Genomic DNA, 18,184 nt, shown 5'->3' on the forward strand with positions numbered 1-18,184 from the left:
GCGGTGGTTTGCTTTCGCCTTCGGTGACGTGCCAGTGATTAGAACTGGACGCCAGATCCATCGATGATGTTTGGATAGCTGCGCGAGGCCGCTTTCCGACGGGGCTTGAGGGCCCCTCTTGAATACCGGTCTTTCCACCGGCGAAGGGATGAATGCGCAATGCTGCCAGCTTGCATTCAACCCCTTCTAACTTGGGCTATCTAGCTGCGATGTCGCGGTTAGGGTGTAGGGATTATACGGATGCGAGTGTGGTACGTCTACCCAAGTGGTTAATCCACGGGTTGACCGGCCGCATGCGCGGCCCCCGAAAACCCTCACCTTGAACGCTCGCCGGCGAGCCGCGTGCTCACGAAACCTTCACGCGCCGCACGAAGATTCGCCGCGTCAAATCGAACGCCACCAGGTTGCCGGCCACGACCAGCAGCAGCCCGACCACCGCCAATCCGGACCACTGATAGCCTTCGAATATCGTCGACGCGGCCAGCGCCACGATCGGAAACAGCACCGTGCTGTAAGCAGCCCGTTCCGGGCCGATGCGTCCGACCAGCATCAGGTACGCCGTGAAGCCGATCACCGAGCCGAACACCGCCAGATAAGCGAGCGCGCCGAGATAACGCGCCGACGGCTCGACCGCGAACGAAAAGCCGGCCAGCAGGCTGCCCACCGTCAATACGCTCGCGCCGATCAGCATCGCCCAGCTATTCGTGGCGAAGGGGTGCAAGCCCATCGATTGCATGCGGCTCGACAGCAGATTGCCGGCCGAAAAGCACAGCGTGCCGAGGAACGCGATCGCCAATCCCAACCATGCGGCGTGGTCGCCCAGGTGCCCCGCCATCTGCTGGACGAACAGACACACGATGCCGACGAGGCCCAGCAGCGCGCCCGCAATCGCCGACGGCTGCAACGGCCGGCCCATGAAAAGCCGGCCGTTGATGGAATTCAGCAGCGGCGCGGTGGAAAACACCACGGCCACGAGACCGCTCGGCACGACCTGTTCGGCGTAGTAGAAACACAGAAAATTGACGCAGAAAAGCGCCAGCCCCTGCGCGGCGAGAAATCGCCATGTGGCGCGCGGCGGCATGATCGGCCGGCGCATGATGCGCAGCAAAGCGAACAGGACCAGTGCCGCGATCCAGAAGCGCCACGCAATCGAGACGGGCGGCGGCACCACGCCCAATTGCCACTTGATCGCGATCCAGGTGGTGCCCCAAATGAGCACGGTGACGGCATAGAGCGAAAGATTCATGGCAAGCGCACGGCAGCGAAAACGGGAACTCGACTATGCCGGAGGCCCGCGCGCCGCACTTGTCCAGGATTGCGCACTTTTTCGCGGCGGCAAGCAGCCGCGAATGACGCACCGTATACTGGCGCCTGTTCAGTCGTCGAAAGATTCGCTCGTTCCGTGGACCCCACACCGCCCGCCCTCGTGTTGAATTCCACTGAAATGCCGTTCGGCCTTCAGTCGGTTTGTCACACGCTGAGCAGCGCCAACGCGAATCTCGAGCGCTTCGCGTGGCTTGGCGACCGGCTTGCCATTGCCGTCTGGACACGCGACATAGAAGAAGCCGAAACCGCCTATGAGCGGCCCGGCCATCACACGCTGTCATGCTACCTGGACGGCGGCTATCGCACCGAGCGTCAGAAAATGCCCGGACGCTACGGTGCGCCGTCCCGGCTCTGCGCGTTGCCCGGCGATCACGAATCACGCTGGTGGGTGCGCGGGCACATGCACTTCATGCACCTGTATTTCCTGCCGGAACACTTCACGCAGCGCGCCGTTCAGGAACTCGACCGCGAGCCGCGCGAACTCACGCTCGCCGATCGCACCTATTTCGAAGACACCCGCATCGCGAGCCTGTGCCAATCGCTCGCCAATGAGAACTGGCAGGACCCGGACGGCCTGCTGCGCACGAATGAGACCGCGCATCAGGTGCTGAGTCTGCTGTTGCGTGCGCAAGGCGTGCGCCGCACCGACGCGGTACTCAAGGGCGGCCTGTCGGTCGCGACACGCCGGCGCTTGCGCGACTATATCGACAGCCATCTTGCGCAAACGCTCACACTTGGCGAACTCGCCGGCGTCGCGGCGTTGTCGGAGTTTCATCTTGCGCGCATGTTCCGCACGTCGTTCGGGCTGCCGCCCGCTGCGTGGATCGCGCAGCAGCGGCTCGAACGCGCCCGCACGCTGTTGCGCACCACCGCACTGCCGCTCGCGCAAATCGCGGAGCAATGCGGCTATGCGAACGCCAGCCATTTCAGCCACCGTTTTCGCGAAAGCGTCGGCGTCGCGCCGACCGCGTTTCGGCAGGCGGTCGGCGTTTAACCGCGTGGGCTGGCGCGCCAGGCTTTACTGCAACGCCATTGCCAGCACGCGCGCCACGTGGATCGCGTCGACGCCCGCGCCGTCGTGAATCTGATGCCGGCAGCTCGTGCCGTCGGCCACCATCACCGTGTTGCTGTCGATCTTGCGCACCGCCGGCAGCAGCGACAATTCCGCCATGGCTTGCGAGCTCGCGTAATGCTCGGCCTCGTAGCCGAAACTACCGGCCATGCCGCAGCACGACGATTCGACCGTCGACACCGTCAACCCGGGAATCCACTTCAGCACGGTTTGCACGGGCGTGAACGCGTCGAAAGCCTTCTGATGGCAATGACCATGCACCAGCGCCTGCTGTTTGGCCAACGGCTTTAGCGCAAGCTGCAAGCGTCCGGCCTTTTCCTCGCGCACCAGAAACTCTTCGAATAGAAACGCCTGTTTCGAAAGCCGCTGTGCCTCCTCGCCGAAGCCGTAGTGCAGGAACTCGTCGCGCAACGACAGCAAACAGGAAGGCTCCAGACCGACGATCGGCACGTCCCGCTCCACGAACGGCCCGAACAGATCGAGCATGCGCCGCGCTTCCTGCTTCGCTTCGTCGACGAGGCCGGCCGCGAGAAACGTGCGGCCGCAGCATACCGGCCTCTCGCCCTGGCGCGTGTTGAAGTGCACGGTGTAACCGGCGGCCTCCAGCACCTGCTGCGCGGCACGCGCATTCTCCGGCTCCATGTTGTTGTTGAACGTATCGACGAACAACAGCACTTCTTTCAGCGCACCGGTTTTAGCAGGCTTCGCAGCCGCAGCCGTTGTTGCCATGCCGGATAAAAACGACTTCCTGAACCGCGGCAAGCGCCGTTCCGGCGCGAAGCCCACGGTCCGCTTGAACCACGCCGACAACACCGGCACGTTATCGGCCAGGGCCATCAAGCCCGGCAGGCGGCTCGCCGTTGCCGCGTAGCGCGGCATGAAGGCGACCAGCCTGTCACGCAGACGCAGACCATGCCGCTTCACGCGCGCCGCCCGCGCCTCGATCTTGAACTTCGCCATGTCGATGCCGGTCGGGCAATCGCGCTTGCAGCCCTTGCACGACACGCATAGATCGAGCGTGTCCTTCACGTCGTCGCTGGCAAGGCCCGCCTCGCCCAGTTGACCCGAGATCGCGAGGCGCAAGGTATTCGCGCGTCCGCGCGTGACGTGCTGCTCGTCCTTCGTCACGCGATAGCTCGGGCACATCGTGCCCGCGTCGAATTTGCGGCAATGGCCGTTGTTGTTGCACATCTCCACGGCTTTCGCGAGTCCGCCGGACAGATCGTTGCCGCTGCCCGGCGCCGTCTCCTGCCCGGTCAGCGGATCGCGCTCGACGTTCCATGCGGACCAGTCGAGCGCCGTGTCGATCTTCCGAGCCTCGTAACCGGGCGCGAAACGAAAATTGCGCGCGTCGTCCATTTTCGGCGGACGCACCATCTTGTCGGGATTGAAGCGGTTGTCGGGATCGAACAGCGCCTTGATCTCGCCGAACGCCTGGTTCAGGCGCGGCCCGTATTGCCACGCGACCCATTCGCCGCGGCACAGGCCGTCGCCGTGTTCGCCCGAAAACGCGCCCTTGTATTCACGCACCAGTGCCGCCGCTTCCTCGGCGATCGCCCGCATCTTCACCGCGCCGTCGCGCCGCATGTCGAGAATCGGCCGCACGTGCAGCGTGCCGACGCTCGCATGGGCGTACCACGTGCCTTCGGTGCCGTTGCGGTGGAACACTTCGGTCAGACGGCTCGTGTATTCGGCCAGATGTTCGGGCGGCACGGCGCAATCTTCGATGAAGGAGACCGGCTTGCCGTCGCCCTTCATGCTCATCATGATGTTCAGCCCGGCCTTGCGGACTTCCCACAACGCTTTCTGTTCGTTCGCATCCGGCATCTCGACGACCGAATCGGGCAAGCCGAGATCGGCCATCAATTCGCCGAGCTGCTTGAGCGACGCGAGTTGCGCGTCGCGCTCCTCGCCTGCGAACTCCACCAGAAGAATCGCTTGCGGCTGACCGACCAGCGCCTTTTCGATCACCGGACGAAACGCCGGATTGCTCATCGCCAGATCGATCATCGTGCGATCGACCAGTTCCACTGCGACGGGTTTCAGCCTGACGATGTGCTGCGTCAGATCCATCGCCTGCCAGAAGGTCGGAAAGTTGACCACGCCGAGCGTTTTATGCGCGGGCAGCGGCGCGAGCTTGAGCGTCAGTTGCCGGCTGAACGCGAGCGTGCCTTCCGAGCCGACCAGCAGATGCGCGAGATTCGCGAAGCCGTCATCGGTATAGGCGCGCGGATTCTGGCAATCGAACAGGTCGATGTTGTAGCCCGCCACGCGGCGCAAAACCTTCGGCACGCGCGCGACGATTTCATCGCGCTCGCGTAGTGCGATGTGCGTCACGCCGGCGAGTATCTGCTGCAAACGCGCGCTTTGCGGCGGCTCGCGCAACGAGGCGAAACGCGCTTCGCCGCCGTCGGCGAGAATCGCGTCGATCGCCTCGACGTTGTGCACCATGTTGCCGTATTCGATCGAACGCGAGCCGCACGAGTTGTTGCCGGCCATGCCGCCGATCGTGCATTGCGCGGCCGTCGAGACGTCGACCGGAAACCATAGACCGTGCGGCTTGAGCCATGCGTTCAGATGATCCAGCACGACGCCGGGTTCGACCGTCACCGTGCGCGCCTCCGCATCGAACGCGACGACGCTGTTCAGCCACTTGCTCGTGTCGATCACCAGCGCTTCGCCGACCGTCTGACCGCATTGGCTCGTGCCCGCGCCGCGCGCGAGCAGCGGCACTTTCTCGCTGCGGGCAATGTCGAGCGCGATGCGCAGATCGTCCTGATCGCGCGGCACGACCACGCCGATCGGCGTGATCTGATAGATCGACGCATCGGTAGCGTAGCGACCGCGGCTCGCCGCATCGAACAGCACGTCGCCGCGCAACGATTTGCGCAGATGTTGCGCGAGCGGACTCGACGGACGCGCGGCGCTGGGAACCAGATGGATCGGCTTGACGAGCAAGGCGGAAGTGGGATTCGTCATATCGTCGGCCTATCGAAAACCGGCTAGTACAGCGTGACGCTGACGGGCGCAAGCCCTTCGATGCGCCCGCTCGCGGTGCCCGCGCTGCGCGGAAAGAACATGCCGGTGTAGGAACCGGTCGTGACGATCATCTCCGGCGTCACCGCAATGCCGCGCGAGGTGGCGTGATTGACGAGCCATGTCAGCAAGCGCCGCGGATCGCCGGCCGGATTGGCGGGCGCCATTTCCAGCACGTCGTGCCCGTCGAAACTGAAACGCAGCGACGGCGCGACGAACGGAAAGTCCTCGCGATACGGCGTGAATTCGCCGACGATCAGCGCGCCGTGGTTCTGCAAGTCCGCGAGTTGCGCCAGCTTGTCGACGTCGGGCCACGCGGCATAACGGCTCGCGACGATTTCGATGGTCGCGCCGATCGAGCCGATGCCCGCGCGCACTTCGGCTTCGCCATAGGGCGTGGCCGAAGGATCGAAGCGGCGCCCGAAGCGAAACGCAATCTCCAGTTCGAGTCCCAACGGCGCGAAGGCTTTGCGCCGCAGCCGCGCGCCATCGGCATGCAAATCGACGTGAGGCAAGGGCGCGCCCTGGACCGGTCCGCTGTCGGACTTCGCGCCAATTTTCCAGCCGCCGATGCGCGCGCCGAACACGTTGAGGATTTCGTGCTGGATCGCATAGGCCGCGTCGGCGCTGGCGGGTATTTGCGCCGGCGTCAACGCGTCGAGCGTCGTATGATCGCGGCGGGCGTCGGCGAGACGCCGGCTCAGTGATGTGGCCATGTCTTTAAGGGCGAGAGTAAAACCACGCATGGCGCTTACACACCTACGCTCGTGGTCGCATGTGTCGTGTCCGCCGCGCCGAGCGCGAACCGGCTTTCCGGCTGCATGCGGAACGCGAGCACCACGCCGATCGCCATCAACAGCATGCTGCCGACGAACGGCAATTCCCAGCTGCCGGAATAGTCGATCAGGAAACCGCCGACCACAGGCGAGATGATCGCGGCCAGGGCCGAGCCGGTATTCATCATGCCGCTCGCGGTGCCGGAGCATTCCGGTGCGATGTCCATCGGGATCGCCCACATCGGGCCGATCGTCATTTCGGCGAAGAAGAAGCCGGATGCGAGGCACGCCATCGACAGATACACGCTGTGCGTGAACATCAGCGGAATGAGCGAGAGCAGGCAGAACAGCATGCAGACCGACACCATCCAGCTACGCGCGCGCTTCAGGCTGCCGGTGCGCGTGAAGATCCAGTCGGTCACGATGCCGCCGAGCGTGTCGCCGATCACGCCGGCGAGGAACACCACCGACGCGAAGATCGCCGACTTCTTCAGATCGAGGTGATAGCTGTGCAGGAAGTACTGCGGAATCCAGCTCAGGAACAGCCACAGGGTCCAGCCATAGCAGAAGTAGACGACCGTGACCGGCGCCATGCGGCGAAACAGTTTTCCCCACGGCACGCCGGCCGCTTTGGGCTTCGGCGTCGGCAACACCGCGAGTTCCTCGCTCGTGATACGCGGATGATCTTTCGGATGTTCGGTGAAGGTGAAGGCCCACACGACGACCCACAGCAAGCTGAAGATGCCGCAGATATAGAACGACTCGCGCCAGCCCCACGTCGCCATCACGAGCACGATCAGGCCCGGCGCAACCGCGTTGCCGATACGCGACGCCGCGTGGGTGATGCCCTGCGCGAAGCCGCGCTTCTCCTTCGCGACCCAGCGCGCCATCGCGGACGTGGCGGCGGGAAACGTGGCGCCCTCGCCGAAGCCGAGCAACACGCGCGCGGCCAGCAACGAGATCAGGCCGCCGGCGAAACCGGTCAGCAAGGTTGCAACGCCCCACACCGCGCCGCAAAAAAGCAGCGTGCGCCTCGCGCCGAAGCGGTCGCTCACCCAGCCGCCGATGATCTGAAACAGCAGATACGGATACGCGAACGCCGAGAACACCAGGCCCACTTCCGTATGCGAGAGATGGAATTCCTTGCCGAAACCCGCGGCCGCGGTACTGACGTTGACGCGGTCGAGGTAGGTGATGAAGTACATGATGCATAGCATCACTAGAACGATACTGGTCGCACTGGTCACACGAAACCGCTTCATCGTCTCTCTCCGTTGCAGTCTGTCGACGGCGCGCCCGGAATGGCGCGCTGCGTCCTCGCCCATCGACGGCACGCGCCGCGGGCACATCGCATGTTTGTTATTTCAAGCCGCGTTCTATGCGCGGCTTTCGTGAGGGAAGTGCCCCCGCCTTCCCTTGCTGCGAATCGCTTGCTGCCTGCTGTTTGTTTGTCTGCTGCTTGTTGCCTAACGCTGTCGCTGGTTGCTTTTTCGAGCGTCGATGCGTGTCGTGTTCAGGCCGCGGCTTTCAGACCCGACGCATGCGTCGGCTCGCGCAACCACTCCATAGCGGCAGGCAAACCGCTTTCCTTGAGCGATACGCCCGCGAGCCGCAGACCCATTTCGCAACCGGCCAGCGTGGCGAGCAGCGTCAGGTCGTTGCAATCGCCCAGATGACCGATGCGGAACATGCGGCCTTTCATCTTGCCGAGCCCCGTGCCGAGCGACATGTCGAAGCGTTCGTAGATGAGCTTGCGCACGCTGTCCGCATCGACGCCGTCGGGCATCATCACGCCGGTGAGCACCGGGCTGTACACGGCCGGGTCGGCGCATTGGATTTCCAGACCCCACGCGCGCACCGCGCGGCGGGTCGCTTCGGCGAGACGCTCGTGACGGGCGAACACATTGTCGAGCCCTTCGCCGAGAATCATGTCGAGCGCTTCGTAGAGCCCGTAAAGCAGGTTCGTGTTCGGCGTGTACGGCCAGTAGCCGGTCTCGTTCATCTCGACGATTTCCGTCCAGTCCCAGAAGCTGCGCGGCAGTTTCGCCTGCTTGCCGGCGGCAAGGGCTTTCGGCGAAATCGCGTTGAAGCTGATGCCGGGCGGCAGCATCAAACCTTTTTGCGAGCCCGACACCGTGACGTCCACGCCCCATTCGTCGTGGCGATAGTCGGCGCAGGCGAGACCCGAGATCGTGTCGACGAGGAACAGCGCCGGGTGACCGGCGGCGTCGATTGCGCGACGCACGGCGGCGATGTCGGAGGTGACGCCCGTGGAGGTTTCGTTGTGGACGACGCACACCGCCTTGATTGCGTGTTGGGTGTCGGCGCGCAGGCGTTCCTCGATCATCTGCGGCTGCACTCCGCGCCGCCAGCCTTCAATGCCCGGCAGGCCGAGGAATTCAGGCTTGAGGCCAAGGCTTTCCGCCATCTTTTTCCACAGCGTGGCGAAGTGGCCGGTTTCGAACATCAATACGTGATCGCCGGGGCTCAGCGTGTTGGACAGCGCCGCTTCCCATGCGCCCGTGCCCGAAGCCGGGTAGATCACCACCGGTTGCTGCGTCTTGAAGATTTTCTTGATGCCTTCGAGCACTTTCAGGCCGAGTTCGCCGAACTCCGGGCCGCGGTGGTCGATGGTGGGATAGCTCATCGCGCGGAGGATGCGGTCCGGCACCGGGCTCGGCCCCGGAATCTGCAGGAAGTGGCGGCCAGCGGGATGAAAGTCTAGCTTGAGCATTGGGATTCCCCGATTGAATTTTGCATTCAAAAAACTATATCAGACGAACTTTGACAATCCCAAGGCGAAATTCGCCTGCCGGCACCGGTGTTTACCCGCGTGCTTACCTATTCCGCGGGCTTCCGATAAAATTGCATGCAGTGCGATGTTGAGGATTTTTGTATGCAAAATTCGGATTTTGATGCCGGCGTGAGGGCTTCGCAGCTCATGCCGAAGGTCGAGCGGCAACGCCTGCACGACACGGTGGTGGAGCATATTCGGCGCTTTATCGTCGAAGGCGTACTCGAGCCGGGCAAGAAACTGAACGAGCGCGAACTGTGCGAAACGCTCGGGATTTCACGCACGCCGCTGCGTGAGGCGCTGAAGGTGCTGGCCGCCGAAGGGCTGATCGAGATTTCGCCGAACCGGGGCGCCTCGGTGTCGAAGATGTCGGAAGCGGAGTTGCGCGAGACCTTCGAATTGATGAGCGGACTCGAAGCGTTTTCCGGCGAGCTGGCGGCCGAGCGGATGACGGCGGCGGAGCTGGCCGAGATCAAGGCGCTGCACTATGCGATGCTCGCCTGCCGCACGCAGAACGATCTGCCGGGGTATTACAGCCGCAATCAGGCGATTCACGACAAGATCAATGAAGCGGCCAGGAATTCGGCGTTGCGGCAAACGTATATCGCGGTGAATCGGCGCTTGCAGGCGCTGAGGTTCCGGTCGAATTTCCAGATTCCCAAGTGGGATCGCGCGATTCACGATCACGACGAGATGTTGAAGGCGCTAGAGGCGCGAGATGGCAAGAAGTTGAGCGCGATTCTTCGGCAGCATTTGCTCGACAAGCGGGATGCGGTTTTGCAGGTGCAGTCGCAGGAAGAGGTGGCGGGGGGCGGGTTGAAGGCCTAGATTGGGAGTAACTGGACGGCCTGACCGATCCTGCATAAAAGTAATCGGGTACGGGCCGGCCTTGGTACAGTCGGAGCGCGCAGCGCTCAAGTGAAACGCAATTGAACGATGACGACCCGACCGGGCTAACCTTCGTAAGGCCCAGCCGCTCTCCGAAAGTTGTCCCCCGTTTCTGTTTGCAAGCCTGTGGACAACGTTCGCATAGGCCAGCCAAGTGATTGATGCGTCAGCGGTATCGCCTTGCGGTTCATGAGTAGGCATCGCGTGTCGCTAGCGACCCCGGAACACGCCAGCCCCCGCCGGAAGGCCGCCGCTCCAACCGGCGCGCGCTCCCGGCTCCAGTTGTCCACACAAACTGGGAACAAGCTTGTGGACAACCTGCGCACAGCGATGCCAGGTGATTGATGCGGCAGGCCTATTGCCCCCCGGCTCAACAGCAGGCAGAGGGCCGCTTCAATGCCGCGCATCCTTCTGACGCAGCGACTCCGGCAAGCCACACAACACAATCAGCGCGCAAACCAGGCTCATCGCGCCGATCACATACAAAGCCGGCGTCGTACTCCCCGTCAGATCCCTCACGCGTCCCACCATGATCGGACTCACGATCCCGCCCAACTGCCCGAGCGTATTGATCAAAGCAATTCCGCCGGCCGCGCCGGCGCCCGTCACGAGCTTGGGCGGCAGGGCCCAGAACGCGGGGATCGAAGCCACCACCCCCGCTCCCATCACGGCCAGCGCGACGATCAGCAACGCAGTCTGCTTGTCGAAGAAGCCCGCGGCAAAGAACCCGATCGCCGACATCACCAGCAAGCCGAACACAAACTTGCGCCGCTCGCCGCTCGCGTCGGATAAGCGCCCCACCACCACCATGCAAATCGCGCCGCACACATACGGCACCGCCGTCAGCAGGCCGATCACAGTCGGATTGTGGGTTCCCGCCACGCGAATCAGATGCGGCGCCCAGAAATTCAAGCCATACGAACCCACCTGGATCAGAAAGTACACGAGGCCCAGCGTCAGGAATCCCGGTGTCCTGATCGCGCCCAACAATGAATGCCCCGTCTCGGGATGACGGCTTTGCTGAGCAATCTGCGCCGTCAGAAAAGACTTCTCTTTCGGCGACAGCCAGTCCGCTTCGTCGATACGATCCTTCAGCAGCTTCAACACCATGAACCCCAGCACGACGCACGGCAGGCCGCCGAGCAGAAACAGCCAGTGCCAACCCGGCATGCCCAGCACGCCGTTCATATGGCCGATCACGAGACCCGCCGCCGGCGCGCCGACCAGCCCGGAAAACGCGGACGCCAGAAACAGCATCGACGTAATACGCCCGCGATAGCTCGGCGGAAACCACAGCGTCAGGTAATACAGCACGCCGGGCGCAAAGCCTGCTTCCATTGCGCCGATCAGAAAACGCAGCCCGTAGAACTGCCATTCGTTGCTGACGAACACCATCGCCGCCGTCGCCAGTCCCCAGGAAATCATGATCCGCGCGATCCAGCGCCGCGCGCCGATCTTGTAGAGAAACAGGTTGCTCGGTACTTCAAAGAGGACATAGCCGATCACGAACAAACTCGCGCCAAGACCATAGGCGGTATCCGACAGCCCGAGGTCGCTCTGCAACTGGAACTTCGCGAAGCTGATGTTGATGCGGTCGAAGAATGCGAACAGATAGCAGATCATGATCAGCGGCATGAGCCGCCACGCGACTTTGCGGATGATGGCCGCGGCATCGTCCGCGTTGCGCTCATGGTTGCCGGTTGCGACTGCGCCAAGGTCACTCATGTTTGTCTCCAATGCCGGATTCGGCGATGCCGTCCGGTCGTGTAATCGGTTAGGGGGTTTAGATCTGTAGAACGTATTCGGGCACCGCGTGCAGGTCGCGGTTGCGGCCGGCCTTCGCCAGTTGCCCGGGCACGTCGTGGCCGAGCAAGGCAGGCAATGCGCGCGACAACACGAGCAGCTTTTCCAGGTCGATCGCCGTGGGAATGCCCATTTCATCGCACAGGTTCACGAGGTCTTCCGTGCAGATGTTGCCCGACGCGCCCGGCGCGAACGGACATCCACCGAGACCGCCGAGCGCCGCGTCGAAACGGCGCGCGCCCGCGTCATACGCGGCCAGCACATTGGCGAGACCCAGGCCGCGCGTGTTGTGAAAGTGCAGCGTGAGCACCGAGGCGGGCAGCCGTTCGAGCACGCGCGCGACGAGCCGCGCCACCTGGCGCGGGTTCGCCATGCCGGTCGTATCGGCCAGCGTGACGCCCTCGATGCCCATCTCGCGATAGCTATCGACAATGCCGATCACCCGGTCTTCGTCGATCCTGCCTTCGAACGGACAGCCGAACGCGGTCGCCACCGTTGCGTTCAGCAGCACGCCGGAACCTTGAACGTGCCGCACGATATCGCCGAACGCAATCAGCGACGACTCGCAGCTCATCCGCATGTTCGCGCGGTTGTGCGCCTGGCTCGCCGACATCACGAGGTTGAGTTCGTCGGCGCGCGATGCGAGCGCGCGTTCCGCGCCCTTCAGGTTCGGCACCAGCGCGACGTAAATCACGCCCGGATGCCGCTCGATCTGCTGGAACACGGCCTCGCCGTCGCGCAAAGCGGGAATCGCTTTCGGCGAGACGAACGAGCCCGCCTCGATACGCGTGAAGCCCGCCGTGGAAAGCGCGTTGATCAATGCGATCTTGTCGGCGGTGTCGACCCAGGTGGGCTCGATTTGCAAGCCGTCGCGCGGCGCCACTTCCTGCACGATCAGCTTGTCGAAATGCGGGGCGCTCATTGCATGGCTCATTGCATGGCTTGCGTCGTTCATTGCACGGCTCCTTCGCGGCGCAGCCGCTCGATGTCATCGCTGGCGAAACCCAGTTCGCTCAGCACGCTGCCGGTATGTTCGCCAAGCGCCGGGCCCGACCAGCGCACTTCGCCGGGTGTGTCCGAGAGCTTTGGCACGATGCCCGGCATCTTCACGGATGCGCCACCGGGCAATTGCGCTTGCAACAACATGTCGCGCGCCTGGTAATGCGGGTCGGCCACGATGTCGGCCACCGAGTAGATGCGCCCCGCCGGCACTTCCGCGCGTTCGAGCGCGGCCAGCACGTCGTCGGTGGCGTGGTGCGAGGTCCATGCGGTGATCGCCTGATCGAGCATCGCGCATTGCTTCGCGCGGCCGTCGTTATGCGCCAGTGCGGGATCGTCGGCGAGATCGGCGCGGCCGATCACATGCATCAGGCGTTTGAAAATCGGATCGCTGTTGCCGGCGATCACGACGAAGCCTTCGTCTTCCGTGCGATACGTGTTCGACGGCGCGATGCCCGGCAATGCGCCGCCGCTGCGTTCCCGCACGTGACCGAGCAGATCGTATTCGGGCACGAGGCTTTCCATCAGATTGAACACGCTTTCGACGAGCGAGACGTCCACCACCTGGCCTTCGCCCTGCCCTGTCTTCACGCGCAGCAGCGACATCAACGCGCCGATCACGCCATGCAGCGACGCGAGCGAATCACCGAGGCTCACGCCGACGCGCGCCGGCGCGCCATCCATTTCACCGGTCGTATAGCGGATGCCGCCCATCGCTTCGCCGATCGCGCCGAAGCCTGGCCGGTCGCGATACGGGCCGGACTGGCCGTAGCCGGAGATGCGGACCATCGTCAGTTTCGGGTTGATCGCGTGCAGCACGTCCCAGCCGAGGCCGAGCTTTTCGAGCGCGCCGGGGCGCAGGTTTTCGATCACGACGTCGGCATCGGCGGCGAGCCGTTTGACGATATCGACACCGTCGGCCGACTTCAGATTCACGCACACGGACTTCTTGTTGCGCGACTGCAGATACCACCAGAGCGAGGTGCCCTCATGCAGCTTGCGCCATTTGCGAAGGGGGTCGCCGGTTTGCGGGGCTTCGATCTTGATGACGTCGGCGCCGAACTCGGCCATGAGACGCGCGGCAAACGGCGCGGCGATGAGGGTTCCGATCTCGACGACGCGGATACCCTGGAGGGGTCCACCCATTGTGCTGTCTCCCAAGCTGATTTCGTGTTGAGAGACAGCTTAGAAGCGACGCCGCGGCGGCGTCCAACCGCAATTCGCCAACGACCGTTCGCGAACGGCGAACGCTCAGCTTGCGGCGTCGGCGGGCGGGACTTCAGGGGCTTCCGAGGCTTCGATCGAGCGCAGATGCTCGAACAGCAGGCGGCTCACCGGCGAAAGCGCCTCGACGTCGCGCACCACCAGCACGAGGCTGCGTTCGGACCAGTCGTCCTCGAGCGGCACGCCGACCAGTCCTAGCGGACGCCCCATCAGTTGATACACCTTGAGCGGCAACACGCCGACGCCCATGCCGGCCTGCACCATCCGGCAGACCGCGTCGAAACCCGGCACGTGGATGCGTAGCCGCAACGGCTTGCCGGCCTGGCGCGCGGCCATGTGAGTGCGGGCGTTGATCGAACTGGCCGCGTGCAGGCCGACGTGGTCGCCGTCCAGCGTTTCGGCGAACGCGACGCTGGCGCGCGCGGCCAACGGATGGTCGTCGCGCGTCACGAGCACCAGCGAATCGCGCCGATAGTGCACGACGTGCAGATCGCGCGTGTCGGCGTCGCCGGAACAGATGCCGAGGTCCGCGAGGCTGTCGTCGACCGCTTCGACCACGCCGCCGCTCGGCCGCTCTTCGAGGTCGAGCTTGACGCGCTCGTGCTGCAACTGGAACGCGCGCAAGTCCTCGGGCAGGAATTCGACGATCGCCGACAGATTGGCCATCATCCGCACATAGCCGCGCACGCCGCTCGCATGGCCGGCCAGTTCGATGCCGATATTTTCGATGTCGCGCATGACGCGGCGCGCGTGATGCAGCAGCGTTTCGCCGGCCGGCGTGAGCGTCATGCCGCGCGCGTTGCGCTTGAACAATGTGGCGCCCACGGCCTGTTCGAGTTCGAGCAGGCGCTTGCTCGCGGCGGAGACGGCAATCGCTTCGCGCTCGGCGGCACGCGTGAGCGTGCCTTCCTCATAGACGGCAAGGAAGAGTTGCAGCGTGGTGAGGTCGAGCTTTCGTAGAAGGTTTTTGATGACCATGGCGAAGCGCCGGGCGGTTGTGCGATCCGTCTATTTTGACATCGGGGTAACGCCGCGGGGTAACGCCAATGCAGTATCGCGAGCGCTTCCGCTCTCAATGAATGCCGCATGAACGCGCGGATCGATGTGCAGCGCCGCCGCACGCATCCCGATGTTGCATGAGAAAATCGCAGGCTCCTCATGCCATCGACCACAAGGAACGCCATGACTGCCTCTTCTCCGATTCGCGCGATCGTCACCGGCCACACGCGTGGTCTGGGCGCGGCGCTTGCCGAACAACTGCTCGCGCGCGATGTCACGGTACTGGGCCTGTCGCGCTCGCGTCACGCCGCGCTCAAGGCGCGCTTTCCGGCACAACTCGACGAAATCGAACTGGAACTGGCCGACCCGGTCCGCGTCGCGCAATGGGTCGCAACCGATGCGCTGCGTGCATTCGTGAGCGGCGCGCAAACCGTCTTGCTGATCAACAACGCGGGCATGGTGCAGCCGATCGGTCCGCTCGAAGGGCAGGACGCGGCGGTCATCGCAAGCGCGGTGAGCCTGAACGTGGCTACGCCGCTGATTCTCGCGAGCGCGCTGGCCGCGGCGAGCGTCGACGCGAATGATCGGCGCATCGTGCATATCTCCAGCGGCGCGGCCCGCAACGCGTATGCCGGCTGGAGCATCTACTGCGCGACCAAAGCCGCGCTCGATCACCACGCGCGCGCCGTCGCACTCGACAGGAATCGCGCGCTGCGCATTTGCAGTCTCGCGCCCGGTGTGATCGATACGAACATGCAGGCGCAGATTCGCGATAGCGGCACCGAGCAGTTCCCCATGCGCGAAAAATTCGAAGACCTCAAGCGCAACGGTCAACTGTCGACGCCCGAGCAATGCGCCACGCAATTGCTCGATTACGCACTCAGCGATGCATTCGGGCAAACGCCGGTGGCCGACATTCGCGAGCTCGCGAAGCAGGCTTGAAGAGCGCAAGCAGCGCTCCCGAAAATCCTCACCTTCCGGCTGACATGCCGACAACCAAACACGCCGGGCGCACTATTCGCGTCGCGCCTGGCGGCTTCCGAAGTTCGAAACCGATCGCCGAACGTGCTCCCGAAAACCCTCACCTTTGGCACGCGGCGATTGGGGTCCGACGCAAGCCACGCATCGGACCGCTCCCGAAAACCCTCACCTTTCGAACTTGGTGGCAGGCCGCAAAGGCATGCTGGGCTGGGCACCGATGGTTCCAAACGGGCCACTCCCGCAAACCCTCACCTTTAAGGCCGCGTGAGTAATCTGCATCCCCAGGTAAGCGGCGGCTCGTCGAACGATGAATCGGACGATGTGTCAGCCGGCGCTGTTCACATCTGGAAGGTGAGGATGAATGGCGCGCGCGGCTCACGGATTGGCCGATCACTCGCAGGTCCCGAATATCCTCACCTTTGAGCGAGCGGACGCAATACAAAGGCCGGCCATGACGATCGCGTGAGCCGGTTTATCCACGCAATCAGCGTGTTTTAGCGGCTATCGTCACCGGGAACCGCGTGTTGCAGACCCCTCGGCGCACGGCTCCCGAAAACTCTCACCTTTGCGCCGCGTCGCCGCGCCAGCGGCGTTTAGCTCGCCAGTTTGCGGAACGTTTCCAACACCGCATCGCCCTTGAACGGCTTCACGATCCAGCCTTTCACACCGGCCGCCTTGCCGCGCTCTTTCATCGCCGGGCTGCTTTCGGTAGTCAGCATGATGACGTTGACGGTCTTGTTCGCGAGCTCGCCGCGAATCTTCTCGACCATCGTCAGGCCGTCCATGTTCGGCATGTTGACGTCGCTGATCACCAGCTTGATGCCGGGGCTCGCCTTGAGTTTGGCGAGGCCGTCCTTGCCGTCCACCGCCGTGTCGGCGTCCAGACCGTTCTTCTTCAGGAAGCCGGCCACTTCATCGCGCACCGTGCTCGAATCATCCACCACCAGAATTTTCGACATGTTTTTTCCTATGACTACACCTAGAACAACTCCAGCTCGCCGCTGGTTTCTTCCATCGCACTCGTATCCGCGACGAAGTCGACCGGCGCATCGGCGCACACGCAGATCGTCGCGGCGAGTTGCATGGAGCCGTTGAGCGTGACCGAATACGCCGACACGAAGTCCGGGTTCAATTCCCGCAGATACGGCAAGCAGTGCGCGCTGAGCACATAGGGCGTGGACATGCCGAGGTCGGGGAAATAGCGCAGCAGTTCCTGATTCATCGCGCCACAACATAGATTGCAGATTTCCAGAAAGACTTCCTGGAAAGGCCGCTCGACGTCGTCTTTCAGGTAATAGCCGCGCGTGGCGTCGTTTTCGTCGAAGTGCAGGATCAGCAGCAGCCGGAACACGATCGACGAGATGGTCAGCACGACCACCTGAGCGCCCTTCATCGCATCCGTGCGCGTGGCGTCGCCGGCGCCGACCGGCGCGATCTCGCACGTATCGCCCGGCTCGATCGGCAAGCGGGCCTGCGCGGCCTTGCGGAAAATGCGCTCGAAGCTGTCCCTGGCTTGTGCCGTAATCACATCCGCCCCTAATGCAAGGTCGAGCTAAACCGGTTGGCCAGCGACTCGACGCTGGCCAGCGACGCCGCGATCATCTTGCCGCCCGCCTGAATGTCCTGAAACGTCGACGTGATGGTCAAATCGTTGCGATGCAGGCTGTCGCGATAGCTCTTTGAAAGTTCTTCGGAGCGTGCAGCCAGCGCCCGCACCTCACTCGCCACCACCGCGAAGCCACGGCCGGCCGGCCCCGCGCGCGCGGCTTCGATCGACGCGTTCAGCGACACGATCACCACATGCCGAACGATCGACGACAGCTCCTGGTTCTTCGCGTGCATGTCGTGGTTCTGCGTCATCAGCGAGATCATCTGTTCGTGCCAGCGCTCGAACGTCGCGCCGAGATGCTTCAGTCGCGCCGCTTCGCCCGCGATCCGTTGCGCCTGACCGGCCCACTGGTCCTTATCGTCGGTGGCGGCTTTCAGCGCCGCGCGCAGTTCGTCCGCGCTTGCGGACTGCTGCGCAAGCTCGTCGCGCAATTGCGCGGCCAACGCTTCCAGGTGTTGCGCGGCCTGCTCGGGTTCGCGGATCGCTTCGGCGCGGTCCGACTGTTCGGCCTTGAGCGTATCGGCGCTGGCTTGCGCTTCGGCGCGCAGGCGGGCTATCAGCCGCGCGGATTGCAGCTTGTGCGCGGCCAACGCCAACAGCGCGGTCACCGCGCTGCCTGCCACGGTCGCCAATACATACTGTTGAATCACCGCTCATCCTTTTGTAGTTCGTCGCGA

The 18,184-nt window shown here is 63.7% G+C and carries 15 protein-coding genes; 3 read left to right on the top strand and 12 right to left on the bottom strand.

Annotated features, from left to right (window positions below; genetic code table 11):
* Positions 1–346: 346 nt before the first annotated feature.
* Positions 347–1,246, bottom strand: coding sequence for a DMT family transporter (locus ACTJLC_RS17680; protein ID WP_310130792.1), 900 nt, complete (start codon positions 1,244–1,246; stop codon positions 347–349).
* Positions 1,247–1,444: 198 nt separating this feature from the next.
* Here ACTJLC_RS17680 and ACTJLC_RS17685 point away from each other — a divergent pair, with 198 nt between their 5' ends.
* Positions 1,445–2,320, top strand: a complete 876-nt coding sequence (locus tag ACTJLC_RS17685) for a helix-turn-helix domain-containing protein (RefSeq protein ID WP_114164066.1) — start codon at positions 1,445–1,447, stop codon at positions 2,318–2,320.
* A gap of 24 nt (positions 2,321–2,344) precedes the next feature.
* Here ACTJLC_RS17685 and ACTJLC_RS17690 read toward each other — a convergent pair whose 3' ends face one another.
* From ACTJLC_RS17690 to ACTJLC_RS17705, 4 genes are all read right to left on the bottom strand, one after another.
* Entirely contained in the window at positions 2,345–5,377 is a 3,033-nt protein-coding gene (locus tag ACTJLC_RS17690) for an FAD-binding and (Fe-S)-binding domain-containing protein (RefSeq protein WP_310130789.1), read from the bottom strand.
* 23 nt (positions 5,378–5,400) lie between these two features.
* Complete coding sequence (locus ACTJLC_RS17695; protein ID WP_083081845.1) at positions 5,401–6,150, bottom strand: 2-keto-4-pentenoate hydratase; 750 nt, start codon at positions 6,148–6,150, stop codon at positions 5,401–5,403.
* 35 nt (positions 6,151–6,185) lie between these two features.
* Positions 6,186–7,472, bottom strand: coding sequence for an MFS transporter (locus ACTJLC_RS17700; RefSeq protein ID WP_083081847.1), 1,287 nt, complete (start codon positions 7,470–7,472; stop codon positions 6,186–6,188).
* Between the two features lie 251 nt (positions 7,473–7,723).
* The gene (locus ACTJLC_RS17705) at positions 7,724–8,944 is read right to left on the bottom strand and encodes a pyridoxal-phosphate-dependent aminotransferase family protein (protein ID WP_083081849.1); all 1,221 of its coding nucleotides are present in this window, start codon (positions 8,942–8,944) and stop codon (positions 7,724–7,726) included.
* Between the two features lie 162 nt (positions 8,945–9,106).
* Here ACTJLC_RS17705 and ACTJLC_RS17710 point away from each other — a divergent pair, with 162 nt between their 5' ends.
* Positions 9,107–9,832 carry a GntR family transcriptional regulator gene (locus ACTJLC_RS17710; RefSeq protein WP_083081850.1) on the top strand — a complete coding sequence of 242 codons (726 nt, stop codon included), beginning with the start codon at positions 9,107–9,109 and terminating at the stop codon, positions 9,830–9,832.
* 453 nt (positions 9,833–10,285) lie between these two features.
* On the opposite strand, the gene ACTJLC_RS17715 is transcribed toward ACTJLC_RS17710, so the two are convergent.
* The 4 genes from ACTJLC_RS17715 to ACTJLC_RS17730 form a co-directional block, all read right to left on the bottom strand.
* A complete protein-coding gene (locus ACTJLC_RS17715) occupies positions 10,286–11,617 on the bottom strand; it encodes an MFS transporter (protein WP_310130781.1) in 1,332 nt (443 codons plus the stop codon).
* A 58-nt stretch (positions 11,618–11,675) separates the two neighbouring features.
* Positions 11,676–12,650: a hydroxymethylglutaryl-CoA lyase gene (locus ACTJLC_RS17720; RefSeq protein WP_310130777.1), complete on the bottom strand. Its 975-nt coding sequence runs from the start codon at positions 12,648–12,650 to the stop codon at positions 11,676–11,678.
* Positions 12,647–13,840: a CaiB/BaiF CoA transferase family protein gene (locus ACTJLC_RS17725; RefSeq protein ID WP_073429622.1), complete on the bottom strand. Its 1,194-nt coding sequence runs from the start codon at positions 13,838–13,840 to the stop codon at positions 12,647–12,649. Before ACTJLC_RS17725 ends, ACTJLC_RS17720 begins: the two co-directional genes overlap by 4 nt.
* A 105-nt stretch (positions 13,841–13,945) precedes the next feature.
* Positions 13,946–14,896: a LysR family transcriptional regulator gene (locus ACTJLC_RS17730; protein ID WP_154872475.1), complete on the bottom strand. Its 951-nt coding sequence runs from the start codon at positions 14,894–14,896 to the stop codon at positions 13,946–13,948.
* A gap of 204 nt (positions 14,897–15,100) precedes the next feature.
* Between ACTJLC_RS17730 and ACTJLC_RS17735 the strand changes: the two genes are divergently transcribed.
* Positions 15,101–15,859, top strand: a complete 759-nt coding sequence (locus tag ACTJLC_RS17735) for an SDR family oxidoreductase (RefSeq protein ID WP_310130773.1) — start codon at positions 15,101–15,103, stop codon at positions 15,857–15,859.
* Positions 15,860–16,491: 632 nt separating this feature from the next.
* On the opposite strand, the gene ACTJLC_RS17740 is transcribed toward ACTJLC_RS17735, so the two are convergent.
* From ACTJLC_RS17740 to ACTJLC_RS17750, 3 genes are read right to left on the bottom strand one after another with little or no spacing between them, the layout of a single operon-like run.
* A complete protein-coding gene (locus ACTJLC_RS17740) occupies positions 16,492–16,857 on the bottom strand; it encodes a response regulator (RefSeq protein ID WP_073429625.1) in 366 nt (121 codons plus the stop codon).
* Positions 16,858–16,877: 20 nt separating this feature from the next.
* Complete coding sequence (locus ACTJLC_RS17745; RefSeq protein WP_073429626.1) at positions 16,878–17,426, bottom strand: hypothetical protein; 549 nt, start codon at positions 17,424–17,426, stop codon at positions 16,878–16,880.
* An 8-nt stretch (positions 17,427–17,434) separates the two neighbouring features.
* Entirely contained in the window at positions 17,435–18,157 is a 723-nt protein-coding gene (locus ACTJLC_RS17750; protein WP_073429627.1) for a methyl-accepting chemotaxis protein, read from the bottom strand.
* Positions 18,158–18,184 lie beyond the last annotated feature (27 nt).

This window comes from Paraburkholderia sp. 22099 (assembly GCF_052045835.1).
GTDB lineage: Bacteria > Pseudomonadota > Gammaproteobacteria > Burkholderiales > Burkholderiaceae > Paraburkholderia > Paraburkholderia terricola.